Genomic DNA, 17,831 nt, shown 5'->3' on the forward strand with positions numbered 1-17,831 from the left:
CCGCAGGGGAGCGCGCCGGATCGGCCATCTGAAGTCGCCACTCATGATTGTGGCGAGGTCTCCGGGGAGGGGGTCGGCTGTCTATGTCCTGTTCTTGGACCTCCGCATGAAGAATCCCTCACATAAAGGACTGGCAAGGAAACCACCGAGAGCCTGCGTCCGCGATCACCACCGGCGCCGAGATCACCATGCTTGCGCTCATGGACACGACGTCGCCCGCGCACGGTCCCGCGCCGAGCCCACCACCGCCCACCCGAGCCGTCGACCCGAACACGCCCGAACACAACGAACGGCACCCGGCCCGGCCGCACACCCCCCGCACCCACGCCGCCCTGCGCTGGCTGCCCACCACCTGCCTGGCCGCCTTCACCGTCACCGTCCTGATCCACTACGGCGTCTCGGTCACCGACCTCACCCGCTTCACCGCCTACCTCCTCCTCGGCCTGACCCTGCCCGGCACTCTGCTGATCCGGGTCACCTACCGCGGCGAACGCACCCTGGCCGAAGAACTCGCCCTGGGCACCGCCCTCGGCTACGCCCTGGAAGCCCTCACCTACATCGCCGCCCGCACCACCGCCACCCCCCTGCTGGTCCTGGCCTGGCCCCTGGCCACCTACGCCCTCTTCCTGGCCGTCCCCCGCCTGCGCAAGCACTGGAAAGGCCGCCCCCACCCCCCGGCCCCCACCTGGTGGTCATGGTCACTGGCCCTGACCACCGCCTACCTCACCGCCTGGAGCGCGGCATCGCACTTCAGAACCCATGCCCTCGTCTGGCCGGGAGCCGGAGCCTCCTTTCCCGACATGCCCTTCCATCTCGCCCTGATCGGCGAACTGAAACACCACATGCCCCCGATGGTGCCCATGGTCTCCGGCGAACCCCTGCTCTACCACTGGTTCGTCTACGCCCACTTCGCCGCGTCAAGCTGGATCACCGGCATCGAACCCCTGACCCTGCTCCTCCGCCTGGGCATGCTGCCCATGCTGGCCGCGTTCGTCGTCCTGATAGGGGCGACCGGGCGGCGCGTCACAGGCTCATGGATCGGAGCGCTGCTGACCGTCGCAGTCACGATCGCCGTGGCGATTCCAAGCCTGTATCTGGGGACGAACGGACCATTCTCATGGGGAGGCGTTCCTGACCTCGCATGGACAAGTCCCACCCAGACCTTCGGGGCTCTTCTCTTCGCCCCGGTCGTCCTCCTCCTCATCGACCTTCTCGAAGGACGCGGACGCGGTGCCGGCAGGTGGCTCCTGCTGGGAATCTTCCTCGTGGCGGTCATGGGAGCCAAGGCCATCTACCTGCCCCTGCTCGGAGCGGGCCTGCTGGCGGTGGTCACGGTTGAGGCGATCAGGCGACGCCGGCCGCCGTGGCGGGCGCTCACCGCGCTCGGGATGACCGCGGGGTGCTTCCTCTACGCGCAGTTCGTGCTGTTCGGCCGTGCACAGCAGGGACTGAAAATCGACCCTTTCTCCTTCATGCGAACAGTTTGGAGAGAACTGACCGGCCTCGGATACCGGGCTGAGCCTTCGCCGGCCTCGGTGCTGGGGATCACCACGATCTGCCTGCTGTGCTGGGCCGTCACGTGGTCCGGAGCCTTCGGGCTGCTCTGCCGGCCGCGGCTGCTCCTGCGACCCGCGGTGATCCTCATGCTCGGCATCGGTGCGGCGGGTCTCGGCGCGATGCTGCTGTTCGGCCATCCCAGCCGGAGCCAGCTCTTCTTCCTCTGGGGTGCCTACCCTTACCTGGCAGCTGTCACGGTCTACGGACTTCTCGTCCTCCGGCGGCAGGCGCGGATATCGCTCAAGGCGACAATATGCTGGGCCGGCATAGGGATGATCGCCGCGTATCTGATCCCTTTTCTCTGTGGCGTCAAGGTCCCCCTCGGCCCGGGCCAGGCGGACACTCTCCTGTATCGGCCCTACCTCGCTCTGCTGGTCGTCGCCGTACCGGTGGCAACGATCCTGACCGTCACGAGAGGAAGCCTTCGCGCCTGGGCTCTGGTGACCGTCATGTTCGCGGCCATCGGCCTCCCCGCTGACGTGCACGCGCGTGTCCTTTCGGTCGTGGACCGCATCGCCGAGAACGGTGTTCCCACGGTGGCGGGAACGGTGACGACATCCCAGACGATGCCCGAGGGCGCTCTGGAGGCCGGCCGGTGGTTGCGCGCCCACTCGGATCCGGACGACCTGATAGCCACGAACGCACACTGCCGCTGGGGGTACGAGAACCCGTGCGACAGCGGCCAGTCCTGGGTGGCCGCCCTGTCGGAACGGCACGTGCTGGTCGAAGGATGGCTGTACACGTCCGCCAACTTGAGCCGCTGGCGTCCTGGGCAGTTGCCCGAGCGGCTTCCGTTCTGGGACGGCGAGCGGCTCCGGTCGAACGACCTGGCCTTCCAGGCGCCCTCGGCGGACGTGATGCGGCACCTGCGAGAACGGTACGGAGTGCGCTGGCTTTTCGCCGACGAACGCCACGTGGGCCCCGGCTCCGAGATCGGCGACTTCGCGGAGCTCCGGTTCCGTTCCGGCGACTGCGCCGTCTACCGCGTGCCGGAGCCCGGGACTCCGGCTCGTGATCATGTGTCGTGACAGTTCATGCGCCATGACAATTCAGGACTTCATGGCTTTCGTATAAAGGACTGGCAAGGAAACCACCGAGAGCCTGCGTCCGCGATCACCACCGGCGCCGAGATCACCATGCTTGCGCTCATGGACACGACGTCGCCCGCGCACGGTCCCGCGCCGAGCCCACCACCGCCCACCCGAGCCGTCGACCCGAACGCGCCCGAACACAACGAACGGCACCCGGCCCGGCCGCACACCCCCCGCACCCACGCCGCCCTGCGCTGGCTGCCCACCACCTGCCTGGCCGCCTTCACCGTCACCGTCCTGATCCACTACGGCGTCTCGGTCACCGACCTCACCCGCTTCACCGCCTACCTCCTCCTCGGCCTGACCCTGCCCGGCACTCTGCTGATCCGGGTCACCTACCGCGGCGAACGCACCCTGGCCGAAGAACTCGCCCTGGGCACCGCCCTCGGCTACGCCCTGGAAGCCCTCACCTACATCGCCGCCCGCACCACCGCCACCCCCCTGCTGGTCCTGGCCTGGCCCCTGGCCACCTACGCCCTCTTCCTGGCCGTCCCCCGCCTGCGCAAGCACTGGACAGGCCGCCCCCACCCCCCGGCCCCCACCTGGTGGTCATGGTCACTGGCCCTGACCACCGCCTACCTCACCGCCCTGGGCGTCGCCCGCTTCTTCCGCGGCCACGCCCTCACCTGGCCCACCCTGGCCACCTCCTCGGTCGACATGCCCTTCCACCTCGCCCTGATCGGCGAGGTGAAACACCACATGCCCCCGATGGTGCCCATGGTCTCCGGCGAACCCCTGCTCTACCACTGGTTCGTCTACGCCCACTTCGCCGCGTCAAGCTGGATCACCGGCATCGAACCCCTGATCCTGCTCTTCCGCCTGGGCATGCTGCCCATGCTGGCCGCACTCCTGATCCTCCTGGCCATGATCGCCCGACGCGTCACCGGCTCCCGCGCCGCCGCACTCCTGGCCATCACAGGCACGGTGTTCATGACCGCTCCGAATCTCTACCTGGGGGTGAACATCGGGACGTTCACCTGGAGGGGCTTCCAGTCCTGGACGGGCCCCACCCAGACCTTCGGGGCTCTTCTCTTCGCCCCGATCGTCCTCCTCCTCGTCGACCTTCTCGAAGGACGCAGACGCGGTGCCGGCAGGTGGCTCCTGCTGGGAATCTTCCTCGTGGCGGTCATGGGAGCCAAGGCCACCCACCTGCCTCCGCTCGCCGTCGGATTGATCGCCGTCGCCGGAGCCGGGCTGATCAGGCGACGCCGGCCGCCGTGGCAGGTGCTCGCCGCGCTCGGGATGACCGCGGGGTGCTTCCTCTACGCGCAGTTCGTGCTGTTCGGCGGTGCGAGGCAGGGGATGATGGTCGACCCCCTCTCCATGCTGCGCCGAGCGTGGGGAGAGCTGACCGGCGATGCCGGGGCGGTCGAGCCGCATCCGGCCTCGGTGCTCGGTGTCACGGTGCTGTACGTGCTGTGCCTGGCCGTAACGTGGTGCGGGATCCTCGGGTTGCTGGTCAGGCCACGGCTGCTCCTGCGACCGGCGGTGATCCTGCTGCTCGGCATGGGCGCCGCGTGTGTCGCCGCGGTGCTTCTGCTCGGGCATCCTCACCTCGGCCAGCTCTATTTCTTCGGTGCGAGCTATCCCTACCTGATGATCGTCGCAGCCTACGGGCTCGTCGTCGCCGTGCGGCGTGCACGGATGTCGCTCAGGACGGTCGCGTGCGCTGTCGGCGCCGGGGTGGTGATCGCCTGCCTGATCCGCATGATCTGCGACGTCAGAGCTCCTCTGAGCCCGGGCGAGCCTGACATCGCGCTGTACCTGCCCTATGCCGCGCTCCTTGGCGTCGCCGTGCTGGCGGCCGTCGCTCTGATCGCGACCGGGCACGGCAGCCTTCGGGCCTGGGTCTTCCTGCTCGTCGCGTTCGCGGCGGTCGGCGCGCCCGCCGCCTGGTGCGCACGCGTTCTCTCCGTCACGGACAACGTCCCGGCGGCCCGCGCCTTCGGGGAGGTCGACTCGGTGGCGCCCCAGGACATCCCCGAGGGCGCTCTGGAGGCAGGCCGGTGGTTGCGCGCCCACTCGGATCCGGACGACCTGGTCGCCACGAACACACACTGCCGCTGGGGGTACGAGAACCCGTGCGACAGCCGTCAGTTCTGGGTGGCCGCCCTCTCCGAGCGGCGCGTGCTGGCCGAGGGGTGGACCTACACCTCCACGAACATGGGCCGCTGGCGTCCCGGGCAGTTGCCCGAGCGGCTTCCGTTCTGGGACGGCGAGCGGCTCCGGTCGAACGACCTGGCCTTCCAGGCGCCCTCGGCGGACGTGATGCGGCACCTGCGAGAACGGTACGGAGTGCGCTGGCTGTTCGCCGACGAACGCCACGTGGGCCCCGGCTCCGAGATCGGCGACTTCGCGGAGCTCCGGTTCCGTTCCGGCGACTACGCTCTCTACCGGCTGCAGGACGGACCGGCTGGGATTCGATGATCGCCGCGGTGGGCTCGGCGTCGCGCCCTTCGGCTCGGCGGACCCGCTCGCGCAGGTCGTTGTGGAGGACCAGGAGATCACCGTCTTGCCACCACCGGGTGAAGGCGGATAGGCCGTGATGGGCCCTTCCACGTCGGCGCTGTGGCCGTGGTCCCGGCGTTCGGGCAGCAGCCTCCGCTCTGAGGGAGGGCGACGTGGCGCGCGTGATCGAGGCGGCCCGGACCTACGGGGTGAACTGAGGGCCGTGTTCGAGCCCGTGACCTCCATGATCTGCGAGTGCCTCGACAGCGATCACACTCACCAAGGGGGTCACGGGCCCTCCGAATCCGCGTGTTTCGCCGCCGGTCCGGTTGCCCGCCGAACCTGTTCGTGACGCACGCGAACATCAATATTCCGCTAACTGACGTCCAATACCACGTCGACCCAGTAGTTGGTGGCTTGGAAGCTGTTAGTGGGGAAGGTGTTCACGGCACTGTAATTGTAGACACCGTTACCCCCTTCCGTGCCGTTTGCGAGCGCGAAGAGAGGCTCGTTCGTATACTGTGCGTTAAAATATGGGCGCGTTACCGAATAGCGGCCGGATGTCGTGTGATAGGAGGCGACGTAGGTTGTGTTCGCGGTCACCGCGACAGGTGTCGAGAAATTCACCTGTTGCCATCCGGATGCCGTCTCGTTGGTGAATGGAGCGCTCGCGAGCAACTGCCCTCCGCTCGTCCACAGACTTCCGACGTGGGTTCCGGTGTTCTGCTCGCCCTTGTAGAACCGAATAGCCCTGATCTTGCCACTCGTCAATGATCTGAATTTGACGCCGAGTGCCGCGGCCTGGTTGTCGGGCTGAGACTTGACCGCGGGGACAGCTGTGTCCTCCCACAGACTCCCGAACGGTATGAACATCACGTCGACCCAGTAGTTGGTGGCTTGAGAGCCGTTGGTCGGGAAAACATTCGATGCGCTGTACGCATAAACCCCGTTGGCTCCGTCTTCACCATTCATCGGTGCGATGAGCGGGCCGTTCGTATATGGCTCGGCGAAGTATGACTTTGTTACCGAATAATGTCCCGACGGAGCCTGGTAGGAGACGACGTAGGTCGCGTTCGCGACCACCGTGACAGGTGTCGAGAAAGTCACCTGTTGCCATCCGGATGCCGTCTCGTTGGTGAAGGTCGCGCTCGCGATCAGCTGCCCGTCGCGCGTCCACAGACTTCCGACATGGGTTCCGGTGTTCTGTGCGCCCTTGTAAAATCGAACACCCGTGACAGTGCCGTCCACCAGCGGTTTGAACTTGACACCGACCACGGTGGGCGAAGAATCCGACTGTGACGGAACCTCTGGAAACGTTTGGTCGTCCCATAGGCTTCTCGTCGGCACGAAGATCACGTCGACCCAGTAGTTGGTGGCCTGATAGGCATTGGTGGGGAAGGTGCTCGTCGCACTGTAGGCATAAACACCGTTGCCTCCTTCGGCATTCGCCAACGCCACGAACGGGCTGCTGCTGTACGGCTCATTGAAGTATGGACGTGTTACCGAATAACGTCCGGATGTCGTGTGATAGGAGGCGATGTAGGTCGTGTTGGCGGCGACCGTGACAGGTGTCGCGAAGTTCACCTGCTGCCATCCGCTTCCTGTCTCACCGGTGAATGTCGCTCTCGCCAGGAGTTGGCCGCTCGCGCTCCAGAGATTTCCGGTGTGCGTTCCCGTGTTGAGCGCGCCCTTGTAGAACCTGACACCTCTGATGACGCCCGCGTCCGTGGTACGGAATTTCACTCCGACTTCGACCGGTGCGGTGTCGGAGGACGAAGCCGTAACGGGTCCGGCGCTGGGAAGCCATATGGTGCATGCGTCACATGCCGTGGTGACGCTATATGTGATCGTGGTCGGAATCGGCTGGAGGTTACCGATGTCGTCAACCGCGCGGACCGCGATCATCGCGACCCCGGCCCTTGTCGGTGTCCAGCGGTACTGCCAGTTTTCACGGCCTGTCGCTGGAAACCACCTGATGCCGCCGTCGACCGAGACCTCGACATCGGATACAACGCCGCCCCCGGTGTCGGCGGCCGTTCCCTGAATGATGACGGTCCTCAGCTCGGGCACGGAGGTGTTGGCCGCCGGGCTCGTGATCGTCGATGTCGGAGGCGTGGTGTCCGTTGACGCCGTGGCCGGAACCAGGCCGGCCTGGAGGCTTGCGGGCTGGATTCCCATGTCGGCGAGAAGATTGACCGTCGCCTGCTGCATCCGGATGTCCGTGGGCGTGCCTGCCCGATCGTGAGTCGCATCCAGTCCCCACGACCACTGGGTGGTTCCGGCGCCGAAGACAAGCGCGCCGCCTACGGCCCGGTAAAGTGTCAGGCGATGTATCGCGCTTCCGAGGTCGTACGTACTGCCGTAGTCGATCAGATACTTGGACGCAAGGTTCGCGATTGTTTGGGAATACCTGGCCCGGCCGTTCGGCTCGAATCCATTGTTTGGTGAAACATCCCATTCGTAACCGAGCACTCCGTCGGGGAAGACGGCCGTCTGTCCCGGTGAAAGGTTCGCCACGGACGTGTTGCGCCAGAAGCGCATCTTGCTGTAATCGGCGGGAACGGTCATCGCATCGTTGGAGACGCCGTTGACCCTGAACCACGAACCGGTCAGAGCGTTCTCCGGCCTTCCTCCGTCCGAGGGTGGAGAGAAGCGCGGGTCACGCCAGCTTCCCGTCCATTGGGTGTTCGGGTCGATCTTGGCGTTCGCCAACGTCTCTTTGTAGCAGGTGAGTGTCCGGTACGGAGTGGCCGACCCGTCGATGCTGCTCTCCCAGCGAGTTTTCCAAAAAACCTCGTTCCCAGAGAAGAAGGCCATGTTGACGCCGTTGTCCCGGGCATTCGAGCTGTTGCCACGCATGTCGTCGGACCAATACTCGTCATGCCCGGAAGACATGAAGATCTTGTGTTCGAGCATTTCCGAGCCGCGCATCGCGGTGTCGACGTTGGTGGTGTAGCTGACGTCGTAGCCGTTGGCCTCGATCCACCTGATCATCGGATATTCGGAATTGAAGAACCAGCTTTCCGTCGAACCTTCGCAGCAGCTGAAGCCGCGCGTGGTGAACGGTCGGTTGTAGCTGACCTTGTAGGCTCGTCCACCGTCGTCGGAGGAGTAAAGGCTGCTGCCTCCATACTTGTTGTATGCCTGCCAGGTGGCGTCGGAGGTTTGCAGCAGGAGATCCGATCCGCCCTCGTCGTCTCGGACCACAAATATCATCTGGCTGACGCCGGTCGTCCCGTCTTCCCGGATCAGGTTCGCGATATAGACTCCGGAGACCATGGTGGCCGGCACGGCCCACGACGCGGATACGGCCCAGTTTCCGCAGTCAAGGAGTTTGGTTCCCGCGTCCCTCACGCAAACCGGCTGATTCTGGGGCAAGGGAGCGGAAGGATTGATCGTGGTGATCTTTCGCGCGCCCATTCCGCCGTAGTATCCGATACGGTAAATATCCACGCGATAGTCGGTCGCCATGGTGTCCACCTTGAACTGTACGGTCTCCCCCCTGTTGACGCTCATCCGAGTCGCGTATCCCTGGATGTTGCTACTGCCGGCTCCGGGCACGTTCCATTCGATGGACGGATTGCCGGGCAGGCTGTTCTCCAGGCAGATGACGGAGGTCGGCGGGCAGGCCTGGCGGGTCCCATGAGCGCGAGAGCCCGTGTTCGGGACGGCCTCCCGCTTCCCCCGCCCGGCGTCCTCGTCACCGGGGTGGTCACGCGGGCCGAGCCGGGCGAGCGCCCGCTCCAGCGAGCGGCCCATGCGACGGTCCGGCGGCGATGGCGCCTGGATCTCCCCGGCACCGTGTTTGACGGATCGCTCCCGGTCCTGCCCTGCATCCGAACCGCGAGCCGGTTGCCCGCGCCCGCGGCCGGGGGTCACGTCCTGCCCGGCGAGCGGGGCCCCGTCACCGCGATGATGGCTCCCGGAGCTCTGTACGGTGACCCGCTCCTGCGAGGTGCCGGCGGCGGATACCGGCATCCAGACGGTTCCGACCAGGTTGATCAGGGCAAGAGCGCCGGCCCCGAAGGTGAGTGGTCGCCATCTCGGCTTGCTCTTCCCCACATTGTTTGACCTCTCTGTCATATGTGATCTCCTCATGGCGTCCTCTGCGGAAAGCCCCTCGGTCAGGCCGGAGCTGCAGATAAAAGGAAAATAATCATGCTCGGACCCCAAGGGGAATTGCGCTTAAATATCGGCGATTTCTTTACAATGGGGGCGATTGATTTAGTTCCACATTAAGAGAGCATTTCAGGCAAAGGTCAAATTCGACATCGCGAAATCTTGAGTAATGTGATTTGTGCGCTTTTGTCCTGTTGGGTCCGGTGGTTACGCCGCCTGTCGGCCCTCGGGTGGACCGATGCGATCTAAGGCTTACGTAATGGATTGCCAAGGAGCGAGGGCGCAACGTGTGTCGTCCGGTCCCTTTGTTGTTCACTTTGGCCGTGAATGTAACCGATCCGAAGACGATTCCCTTCAATCGAGCACATATCTCGACAAATGAGCTTGATTACCTCATGGAGGCTGTGCGCGGGCGAGCCACCCGCGGAGACGGGCCGTTCACTCGGAGAGCCTCCGATCTCCTCGGGAAGATCACCGGGGCGAGCCAGGTGCTGCTGACCACCTCCTGCACCCACGCGCTGGAGATGTCGGCGATCCTGCTCGATCTTCAGGCCGGTGACGAGGTGATCATGCCGTCGTTCACCTTCATGTCGACGGCCAACGCCTATGCCCTCCGAGGGGCGGTCCCGGTCTTCGTCGACTGCAGGCCCGACACTCTCAACGTGGACGAGCGGATGATCGAAGCCGCGATCACCGATCGCACCCGAGCCGTCGTGGTCGTTCACTACGCGGGCATCGCGTGCGCGATGAAGGAGATCGACGAACTCTGCGAGCGGTATGGCCTTGCCCTCATAGAGGACAACGCGCATGGCCTGGGAGGGTTCTACCGAGACCGGCCGCTTGGATCATTTGGCCGCATGGCCGCGCAGAGCTTCCACGAGACGAAGAACGTGCAGTGCGGGGAGGGCGGAGCGCTGCTCCTGAACGATGTCGGCCTCGCCTCGCGTGCCGAGATCATCCGGGAGAAGGGCACCGACCGCAGCCGGTTCTTCCGCGGGCAGGTGGACAAGTATCGGTGGGTCGACATCGGCTCCAGCTACCTGCCCTCCGACGTGCTCGCCGCGCAGCTGACCTCCCAGCTGGAGGACTTCGACGCGATCCAGCTCCGGCGCCACGCCGGGTGGAGCGCCTACCACGAGGGCCTGGCGGAGTGGTCGGCGAGCAACGGGGTCCTTCGTCCAGTGGTCCCGGACGGCTGCGAGCACCCGGCCCACCTGTACTACCTGCTCCTGCCCGACCTGGGCAACCGCCAGGAGTTCATCCGCCACCTCGCCGCCCGGGGCGTGCAGGCGGCGTTCCACTACCAGCCTCTGCACTCCGCGCCCGCGGGCCTGCGGTTCGGGCGGGTCGCGCCGGGCGGCTGCCCGGTCACCGAGGAGATCGCCGACCGTCTCGTACGGCTTCCGCTCTTCGCCGATCTGGACGAGGCCGGGGTGGCGCGCGTGATCGACGCGGTCCAGGCCTACGAGGTGATCTGATGGGTTTCGACGACGTGACCGGGGCGCGGGCCGTACGGGCTGTGGAGTCGCCTCTGGAGTCCGCCCGATTCGGCAGGACGGTGGAGCGTCTCACCGTCCCGGCGGACTCAGGGGCGTCGTTCTCCGAGGTCCGCGAGGCGATCCTGGATTCGGCGGCGGACGTCGTCGTGCTCCGCTACCCGGCCGAGCACGTCGGCTGGTTCGCGCGGCTGACGTGCCTCGGCCGGACCGCGGTGTTCGCCGACTCCCTGGTGTACTGGCGGCTGCACGCCGGAAAGGGCCATGCGCCCGAACCGTCGGCGGACCTGCGGGTGACAGGGCTGGCCGCTCCCACCACGGTGCGGAAACTGGTCTCGTCCGTCTTCGGCGCGTACGGCAACCACTATCTGGCCAACCCTCTCCTCGACCCCGACGCGGCGCTGGCGGGCTACCGGGAATGGGCCCTGCGCTCGGCCGCCGAGGACGGATGCCTGGCGCTGGAGTGCCGGGGCGTGGCGGGGGAGGAGCCGCAGATGGCAGGCCTGGCCACCCTTGAGGAGGGGACCCGGACGGAGATCCTGCTCGCGGGCGTGATCTCCGAGTTGCAGGGACGCGGCCTCTACGCCCACCTGCTGAAGGCGGTCGAGGACCGCACGCTGGCGCGCGGCGCGGCGGAGGTCGTCATCTCCACGCAGGGGCACAACACGCGGGTACAGCGGGCGTGGGCGAGGTACGGCTTCGAGCCGGTGCTGACCCTGCTCACGGTTCATCTGGTCCGGAGCCCGCTGCCGCGTGAGCGGGACCCGTCCCCGCCCGCGCGGGAACGCTAGGCTCGCCGTGCTTCCGTGGAACGGCGTCGTCCGGCGACCCGGCGCGCTCGCACACCACGTACGTCGGCCGGCCCATGCCGTCACCGTGGATGCGGCCGATGTATTCGCCGAGGACACCGATCGACATCAGCTGGGCGGACGAGAACAGCGCGACCATCGAGGCCACGGTGGTGAACCCGGCGACAGTGGTGTCGCCCGTGGCGAAGCGCCACAGGACCATGCCGCCCAGCAGCAGGCCGACGACGCCGGCGGCGAATCCGAAGTAGCTGGCCGCGCGCAGCGGGGCCGTGCTGTAGCCGACGAGCATGTTCACCGCATGCCGGACCAGCAGGCGCGCGGAGTAGTTCGACCTGCCGTGGCAGCGCTCTTCCATGCGCACCCCGACCGAGCCCACCTGGGTGGTGGTCCACGACAGGGCCACGTCGATCGACGCGTGCGGCCCGGTGAGTCCCTCGAACCCGTCGCGCAGGCGTGTCCGGAAGGCGCGGAACGCACTGATTTCGCGGGCGCCGCGAATACCCAGCGCGCCGGCCATCCCGGCCTTCACCGAGCGGGACGCCAGGTTGCGCAGGAACCCGTGCTCCTCGTCGTGCGGAACGCCGTACACCAGGTCCAGTCGTTCGCCTTCCAGGGTGGCCAGCAGCAGGGGGATCTGCTCCGGCGGGTGCTGCAGGTCGTCGTCCATGGTGACGACCACCTCCAACCCCGCCTCCCTGATGCCGGCGGCCAGCGCGTTGTGCTGGCCGTAGTTGCGGGACAGGCGGACGGCGCGGACGGCGTCGATCCGCCGGGCCAGTTCGGCGGCCACCTCCCAGGTCCCGTCAGGGCTGCCGTCGACGACGAGGATCACCTCGTGACGGGCGGACACCTCGCGCAGGACCGGCATGAGCCGCTCCATCAGCGTCGGAAGGGTCTGCGCGGAGCGGTAACACGGAATGACCACCGACACCGACATTAATCCCCCGATCATTTCTACGGGACGGATGAAATCATCCGGCCCGCCTCGTGATCACGATCCGGAGTGACCGTAACATGGTTGAAGTAGAAAGCCGAGCAAAGCGCGGCAGGGATTCATATTCCGGGCGTCTGGCTCTGTTCTCGGCTCTTGGTGGACACCGCATCACATATCTGATGGCCGGCGCCATGACGGCCGTCGTCTATTACTGTCTCCTGGGCCTAGGATTGGTGGTCGCGAAGGATGCGGTTCCCTATCTTTTCCTGGTCGTGGCCTGCCATTTGATCACCGTAGTGATCGTTTACCCGTGGTACAGGCTGGTGGTGTTCCCCACCTCCGGGACGTCCTGGATCGTTGGCTACCTGCGGTTCTACGCGGTGGGCCTGAGCTTCCTCGGAGCGTCGCTGGCTGGACTCCCGCTTTTAGTAGAATTGGCCGGAATTCCGCTCATGATGGCGCAGGGGCTGATAATAATCGCGAGCCCTCCGCTGAGTTACGCGGCGCACAGGGCGTGGACGTTTCGTGACCACGAAAAGCCGTGAAACGGTCGCGGAAGTCTCTTGGGCCGGAAATATGCCGCACGTTCTTCGTCAAGGGCACCGCGGCGAAGGGCCATGGATATGGGGCCCACATAAACTCGGGCGAACGGGTGACTGTCGCGGTCATGCGTTCCCCGGCGAAAGGATCAAAAAAGCATGAAAGCACTCGTTCTGGTAGGGGGAAAGGGGACGAGGCTGCGTCCGCTGACCCACACTTCGGCGAAACAGCTGGTCCCCGTCGCCAACAAGCCCGTGCTCTTCTACGGGCTGGAGGCGATCCGCGACGCCGGCATCACCACTGTCGGCCTCATCGTCGGCGACACGGCGGAAGAGGTTCGCGAGGCCGTCGGCGACGGCTCGCGGTTCGGCCTCGACGTCACCTACATCCGGCAGGAGGCCCCTCTTGGGCTGGCGCACTGCGTCCTGATCGCCGCGGAGTTCCTCGCCGACGAGCCGTTCGTGATGTATCTGGGTGACAACTTCCTGGTGGACGGTATCACCGAGCTGGTGGACGCCTTCCGCCGGTCCGACTATGACGCGCAGATCCTGCTCACCAGGGTCGCCGAACCGCAGTTCTACGGAGTGGCCGAGCTCGGGCCGGAAGGCGAGATCCTCGGGCTGGAGGAGAAGCCGGAGCATCCGCGCAGTGACCTCGCGATCGTCGGGGTCTACATCTTCTCCCCGGCCGTTCATGCGGCTGTCCGGGCGATCAGGCCGTCCGCGCGCGGCGAGTTGGAGATCACGGATGCCATCACGTGGCTCATCGACAACGGCTCCAGCGTTCACTCGCATCTCGTCGACGGCTACTGGAAGGACACCGGGCGCCTGCAGGACATGCTGGAGTGCAACCGCATCGTCCTCGAACGCGTCGAGCCCGACATCAGGGGCACCGTGGACGGCCTGAGCGAGATCACCGGGCGGGTCGTCGTCGAGCCGGGCGCGGTGGTGGAGAACTCGGTCCTCCGCGGGCCGATCGTGATCGGGGCGGATACCAAGATCCTTTCCTCCTATGTCGGCCCGTTCACCTCGATCGGCTCCGGCTGTCTCGTCGACGGTGCCGAGATCGAATACTCCATCGTGCTCGACGGCTCCTCCGTGCGGGGTGTCTCGCGCGTCGCGCACTCCCTGATCGGGCGTAACGTCGAGGTCAGCCGCGCGGCCGGGGTGTCGAACACGCACGAGCTCATGGTGGGCGACCACAGCAGGATCCAGGTGCGCGCATGAGAGTCCTGGTCACCGGTGGCGCCGGGTTCATCGGTTCTCACTACGCCAGGTCCCTGCTGCTCGGCTCCTGGCCGGGCTGCGAGGACGTCCGGCTCACCGTTCTCGACAAGCTCACCTACGCGGGCAACCTCGCCAACCTCGCTCCCGTCGACGGTCACTCCGGTTACGCGTTCGTGCGAGGTGACATCACCGACGCGCGACTCCTCGCGGACGTCGTTCCCGGGCACGACGTGGTGGTGAACTTCGCGGCGGAGAGCCACGTCGACCGGTCCATCGCAGGCGCGGACGACTTCGTGACGACGAACGTGCTGGGCACCCAGAGGCTTCTCCGGGCCGCGCTGGAGGGCGGGGTCCGGACGGTCGTCCAGGTCTCCACCGATGAGGTGTACGGCTCGATCGCGGAGGGGTCCTGGAGCGAGAGCGAGCCGCTGCTTCCGAACTCCCCCTACTCGGCGGCCAAGGCCGGGGGCGACCTGCTCTGCCGGGCCTATCACCGTACTCACGGGCTCGACGTCCGGGTGACCCGTTGCTCCAACAACTACGGCCCGTACCAGTATCCCGAGAAGCTGATCCCGCTTTTCGTCACCAACCTCCTCGACGGGGAGAAGGTCCCGCTCTACGGCGACGGACTCAACGTGCGCGACTGGCTGCACGTCGACGACCACTGCCGAGGCATCCAGACGGTGCTGGAGAAGGGGGCGCCCGGAGAGGTCTACAACATCGGCGGCGGCGTGGAACTCACCAACCGGGAGCTGACCGGGCGGCTGCTGGCCGCCCTCGGCAGGGGGTGGGAGTCGGTCGAGCCCGTGGCCGATCGGCTCGGGCACGACCGCCGCTACTCCGTCGACTGGACGAAGATCCGTGCCATCGGCTACGAGCCGCGCAAGGACTTCGACGACGGCCTGGCCGAGGTGGTGCGGTGGTACCGGGGCAATCCCCGGTGGTGGCGCCCGCTCAAGGAACGGACGCCCTGACACCGGACCTGCGTATCAGTCGATCGTGGAGAAACCGATCACGGAAGAACCGCGTCAGTCGTGGAAGATCGGATCGACCCAGTAGTTCGTCGCCTGGTAGCTGCTCATCGGGAAGATGTTGTTCGCGTTGTAGGTGTAGACGCCGTTGCCCCCCGAGGCGCCGTCGGCGAGGGCGACGAGGTCGCCGTTGGCGTACTGCGAGGTGAAGTAGGGCCGGGTCACCGAGTAGCGGCCGGACGTGGTGTGGTAGGAGGCGATGTAGGTGGTGTTGGCGGTGATCGCCACCGGTGCCGGGAAGTTGACCTGCTGCCAGCCGGAGGCCGTCTCATTGGTGAAGGGGGCGCTGGCCAGGAGCTGGCCGTTGCTCGCCCACAGGCTCGCGGTGTGGACGCCGGTGTTCTGCGGGCCCTTGTAGAACCGGATCCCGCTCACCGCCCCGTTCGTCGTCGTCCTGAACTTGACGCCGACGCTGACCCCCTGCGTGTCGGGCTGAGACGGGACGGCGGGTGTCGCCGTCTCGTTCCACAGGCTGTCGGTCGGGAGGAACACGAGGTCGACCCAGTAGTTCGTCGCCTGGTGGCTGCCCGTCGGGAAGGTGTTCGTCGCGCCGTAGGTGTAGACGCCGTTGCCCCCGTCGGTGCCGGTGGCGAGGGCGGTGAGTGGCCCGTTGTTGTACGACGAGGTGAAGTAGGGCCGGGTCACCGAGTAGCGGCCGGACGTGGTGTGGTAGGAGGCGATGTAGGTGGTGTTGGCGGTGATCGCCACCGGTGTCGGGAAGCTGGCCTCCTGCCAGCCGGAGGCGGTTTCGTTGGTGAAGGTGGCGGTGGACAGGAGCTGGCCGCTGTTCGTCCACAGGCTCCCGGTGTGGGTGCCGGTGTTCTGCGAGCCCTTGTAGAAGCGGATCGCGGTCACGGTCCCGCCCGTCGACGCCCTGAACTTGACACCGACGGTGATCGCCTGCGGGTCGGGCTGGGACGGGACGGCGGGGGTCGCCGCCTTGTCCCACAGGCTGTCCGACATGTCCTGGGCAACGGCCGGTGACGTGCTCGGCGCGAAGTGGATCAGGGCTTCGTTGTCGAAGGTGTCTCCTCCTAGATAGACGGCGACGATCTCGTGCACCCTCGCGGAGAGGTCGGAGACCGTGATCTGGGCGGGACCCGAGCTGCTGTGCCAGGCCGTGCCGAGGACGGTCGCGCCGTCCTTGAAGACCACCTCGCCGGCGGGCACGACCGGACCGCTGACCGCGTTCACCGTGGCCGTCAGGGTGACCGCGTCCCCCTTCCACGCGGGGTTGAGCGAGGAGGTCAGGGTCGTGGTGGTCGGTGGGTCGTTCGGCACGGTGATGCGGGTGTGCGGCAGGGTGGTGGTGCCCTGGAGGGTGACCGTGTCGCCGAGCGCGAAGGCGCGGCCGTTGAGGTTGACGCCGCTGTTCACCGTGACGAAGTTACCCGCGAGGATGTTCCCCCGGAAGGTGCAGTACGACCCCAGCGTCGCGGTGTCCGTGACCCTCCAGAAGACGTTGTCGGCCTGGGCGCCGCGCAGCAGGCTGATGTTGCTGACGTTCGCCGCGTTGAGGAGGGTCGACCGGAAGATGAAGACGGCGTCCGGGTCGCCCTGGGCGTCGAGGGTGAGGGTCCCGCTGATCGTGAAGTCGCCGCTGGCGGAGTCGTAGACGCCCGGCCCTCTCGTTGTTCCGCCCAGCTGGGTGCCCAGGGTGGCGTCGGGCGCGCGTCCGGCGATGTCGTTGTAGGCGGCGAGCGCGTCGGTCTTGGCCGCCGCCGCGGTGGCGTCCCCCTGGTGTTTGGTCCCCGAGACGGTGCCGGGCGGGAAGCCGAACACCGTGGCACCCGGGCTCACTCCCAGGTCGCCGGTCACGTCGGTGGAGTTCACGTTGGTGACCGAGACCCCGGCCAGCACTCCGAACGGGGCGGCGTCGCCGAGGTCCACCGGAGCGGCCGCGCTCGCGTTCGCCGCTGTGCCGACGACCGCGCCCGTCGCGAGGGCGACGGCCACGGACGCCCCCAGCAGGGCGCGGCGGATGCCTCCCGGGAGAAGCCGGGAGAGCGGCAGGACTCGGGAACGTCTGGCGTCGATCATGGGTGCGGTGGCGCGTCGCGTGACCTCCGCGCCGCGGGCGTTCGTCTCCTCAGGGCTCTCCGGAGGCCGTTCGGCGCTTGCCTCGTGCTCCGGTCCCGAGGGCGCGGCCGTGTCGGCCGTCCGATCGAGCGCGTCGCGTATGGATTTGCGCATGCGACACAACTCCTCACTTGTCTCGTGCTGTGCCAGGCGCCCGGGAGTACCCGTCGCCTGCGACCTGCCATGGATGAATTGAGGTTTTTTCGAGCTTCTATGTGATTTTTCGCATCAATCACAAGAGGTGACTGAAGATCGCCGACAATAGAGATCGCCGGAATATCGCCACACCGGTGAAAGGCGTCACGAAATACGTTGACGACTGTGCCCTGGCGAGTGGTGTGGGAGAGCTTGTGCGCGATCGGAGAAGTCGCATCTTGATATATGGCTGGTAGAAAATTTACTCACCGATACTTCCAAATATCACTTACTTTTAGGCGCTAAAGTGACCTTCATGCCTGTTCGGGGAGTCGTTTGTGTATGGGTGGCTCCCGGCTCGTCGCG

The 17,831-nt window shown here is 66.4% G+C and carries 10 protein-coding genes; 7 read left to right on the forward strand and 3 right to left on the reverse strand.

Annotation, left to right across the window (positions count from 1 at the left end):
* Positions 1 to 200: 200 nt before the first annotated feature.
* Both J2853_RS02920 and J2853_RS02925 read left to right on the forward strand, forming a co-directional pair.
* Entirely contained in the window at positions 201 to 2,585 is a 2,385-nt protein-coding gene (locus J2853_RS02920) for a hypothetical protein (protein ID WP_307554674.1), read from the forward strand.
* 120 nt (positions 2,586 to 2,705) lie between these two features.
* Positions 2,706 to 5,075 carry a hypothetical protein gene (locus J2853_RS02925; protein WP_307554677.1) on the forward strand — a complete coding sequence of 790 codons (2,370 nt, stop codon included), beginning with the start codon at positions 2,706 to 2,708 and terminating at the stop codon, positions 5,073 to 5,075.
* A 396-nt stretch (positions 5,076 to 5,471) separates the two neighbouring features.
* Here the strand turns inward: J2853_RS02925 and J2853_RS02930 are convergent, their stop codons facing one another.
* Positions 5,472 to 9,179: a DUF4082 domain-containing protein gene (locus tag J2853_RS02930; RefSeq protein ID WP_307554679.1), complete on the reverse strand. Its 3,708-nt coding sequence runs from the start codon at positions 9,177 to 9,179 to the stop codon at positions 5,472 to 5,474.
* Between the two features lie 323 nt (positions 9,180 to 9,502).
* Between J2853_RS02930 and rffA the strand changes: the two genes are divergently transcribed.
* A complete protein-coding gene (rffA, locus tag J2853_RS02935) occupies positions 9,503 to 10,693 on the forward strand; it encodes a dTDP-4-amino-4,6-dideoxygalactose transaminase (protein WP_307554681.1) in 1,191 nt (396 codons plus the stop codon).
* Entirely contained in the window at positions 10,693 to 11,502 is an 810-nt protein-coding gene (locus J2853_RS02940; RefSeq protein ID WP_307554683.1) for a GNAT family N-acetyltransferase, read from the forward strand. Before rffA ends, J2853_RS02940 begins: the two co-directional genes overlap by 1 nt.
* Here the strand turns inward: J2853_RS02940 and J2853_RS02945 are convergent.
* Positions 11,432 to 12,445 (reverse strand): glycosyltransferase family 2 protein, encoded by a 1,014-nt coding sequence (locus J2853_RS02945; RefSeq protein WP_307554685.1) that lies wholly within the window; start codon positions 12,443 to 12,445, stop codon positions 11,432 to 11,434. The genes J2853_RS02940 and J2853_RS02945 overlap by 71 nt on opposite strands.
* A gap of 89 nt (positions 12,446 to 12,534) precedes the next feature.
* Between J2853_RS02945 and J2853_RS02950 the strand changes: the two genes are divergently transcribed.
* The 3 genes from J2853_RS02950 (at position 12,535) to rfbB (ending at position 15,194) form a co-directional block, all read left to right on the forward strand.
* Positions 12,535 to 12,999, forward strand: coding sequence for a GtrA family protein (locus J2853_RS02950; protein WP_307554687.1), 465 nt, complete (start codon positions 12,535 to 12,537; stop codon positions 12,997 to 12,999).
* Between the two features lie 153 nt (positions 13,000 to 13,152).
* On the forward strand, positions 13,153 to 14,220 hold the full coding sequence (locus J2853_RS02955) for a glucose-1-phosphate thymidylyltransferase (protein ID WP_307554689.1): 1,068 nt from the start codon (positions 13,153 to 13,155) through the stop codon (positions 14,218 to 14,220).
* Positions 14,217 to 15,194, forward strand: coding sequence for a dTDP-glucose 4,6-dehydratase (gene rfbB, locus J2853_RS02960; protein ID WP_307554691.1), 978 nt, complete (start codon positions 14,217 to 14,219; stop codon positions 15,192 to 15,194). The genes J2853_RS02955 and rfbB overlap by 4 nt, the downstream gene beginning before the upstream one ends.
* A 54-nt stretch (positions 15,195 to 15,248) precedes the next feature.
* Here the strand turns inward: rfbB and J2853_RS02965 are convergent, their stop codons facing one another.
* Positions 15,249 to 17,444: a DUF4082 domain-containing protein gene (locus J2853_RS02965; protein WP_307554692.1), complete on the reverse strand. Its 2,196-nt coding sequence runs from the start codon at positions 17,442 to 17,444 to the stop codon at positions 15,249 to 15,251.
* Positions 17,445 to 17,831 lie beyond the last annotated feature (387 nt).

The organism is Streptosporangium lutulentum (assembly GCF_030811455.1).
GTDB classification, from domain to species: domain Bacteria; phylum Actinomycetota; class Actinomycetes; order Streptosporangiales; family Streptosporangiaceae; genus Streptosporangium; species Streptosporangium lutulentum.

Bases quoted from the DNA above. Each gene is read 5' to 3' on its own strand.
- J2853_RS02920 (WP_307554674.1), top strand. From the start codon at position 201: ATGGACACGACGTCGCCCGCGCACGGTCCCGCGCCGAGCCCACCACCG.
- J2853_RS02925 (WP_307554677.1), top strand. From the start codon at position 2,706: ATGGACACGACGTCGCCCGCGCACGGTCCCGCGCCGAGCCCACCACCG.
- J2853_RS02930 (WP_307554679.1), bottom strand. From the start codon at position 9,179: ATGACAGAGAGGTCAAACAATGTGGGGAAGAGCAAGCCGAGATGGCGA.
- J2853_RS02940 (WP_307554683.1), top strand. From the start codon at position 10,693: ATGGGTTTCGACGACGTGACCGGGGCGCGGGCCGTACGGGCTGTGGAG.
- J2853_RS02950 (WP_307554687.1), top strand. From the start codon at position 12,535: ATGGTTGAAGTAGAAAGCCGAGCAAAGCGCGGCAGGGATTCATATTCC.
- J2853_RS02955 (WP_307554689.1), top strand. From the start codon at position 13,153: ATGAAAGCACTCGTTCTGGTAGGGGGAAAGGGGACGAGGCTGCGTCCG.
- rfbB (WP_307554691.1), top strand. From the start codon at position 14,217: ATGAGAGTCCTGGTCACCGGTGGCGCCGGGTTCATCGGTTCTCACTAC.
- J2853_RS02965 (WP_307554692.1), bottom strand. From the start codon at position 17,444: ATGCGCAAATCCATACGCGACGCGCTCGATCGGACGGCCGACACGGCC.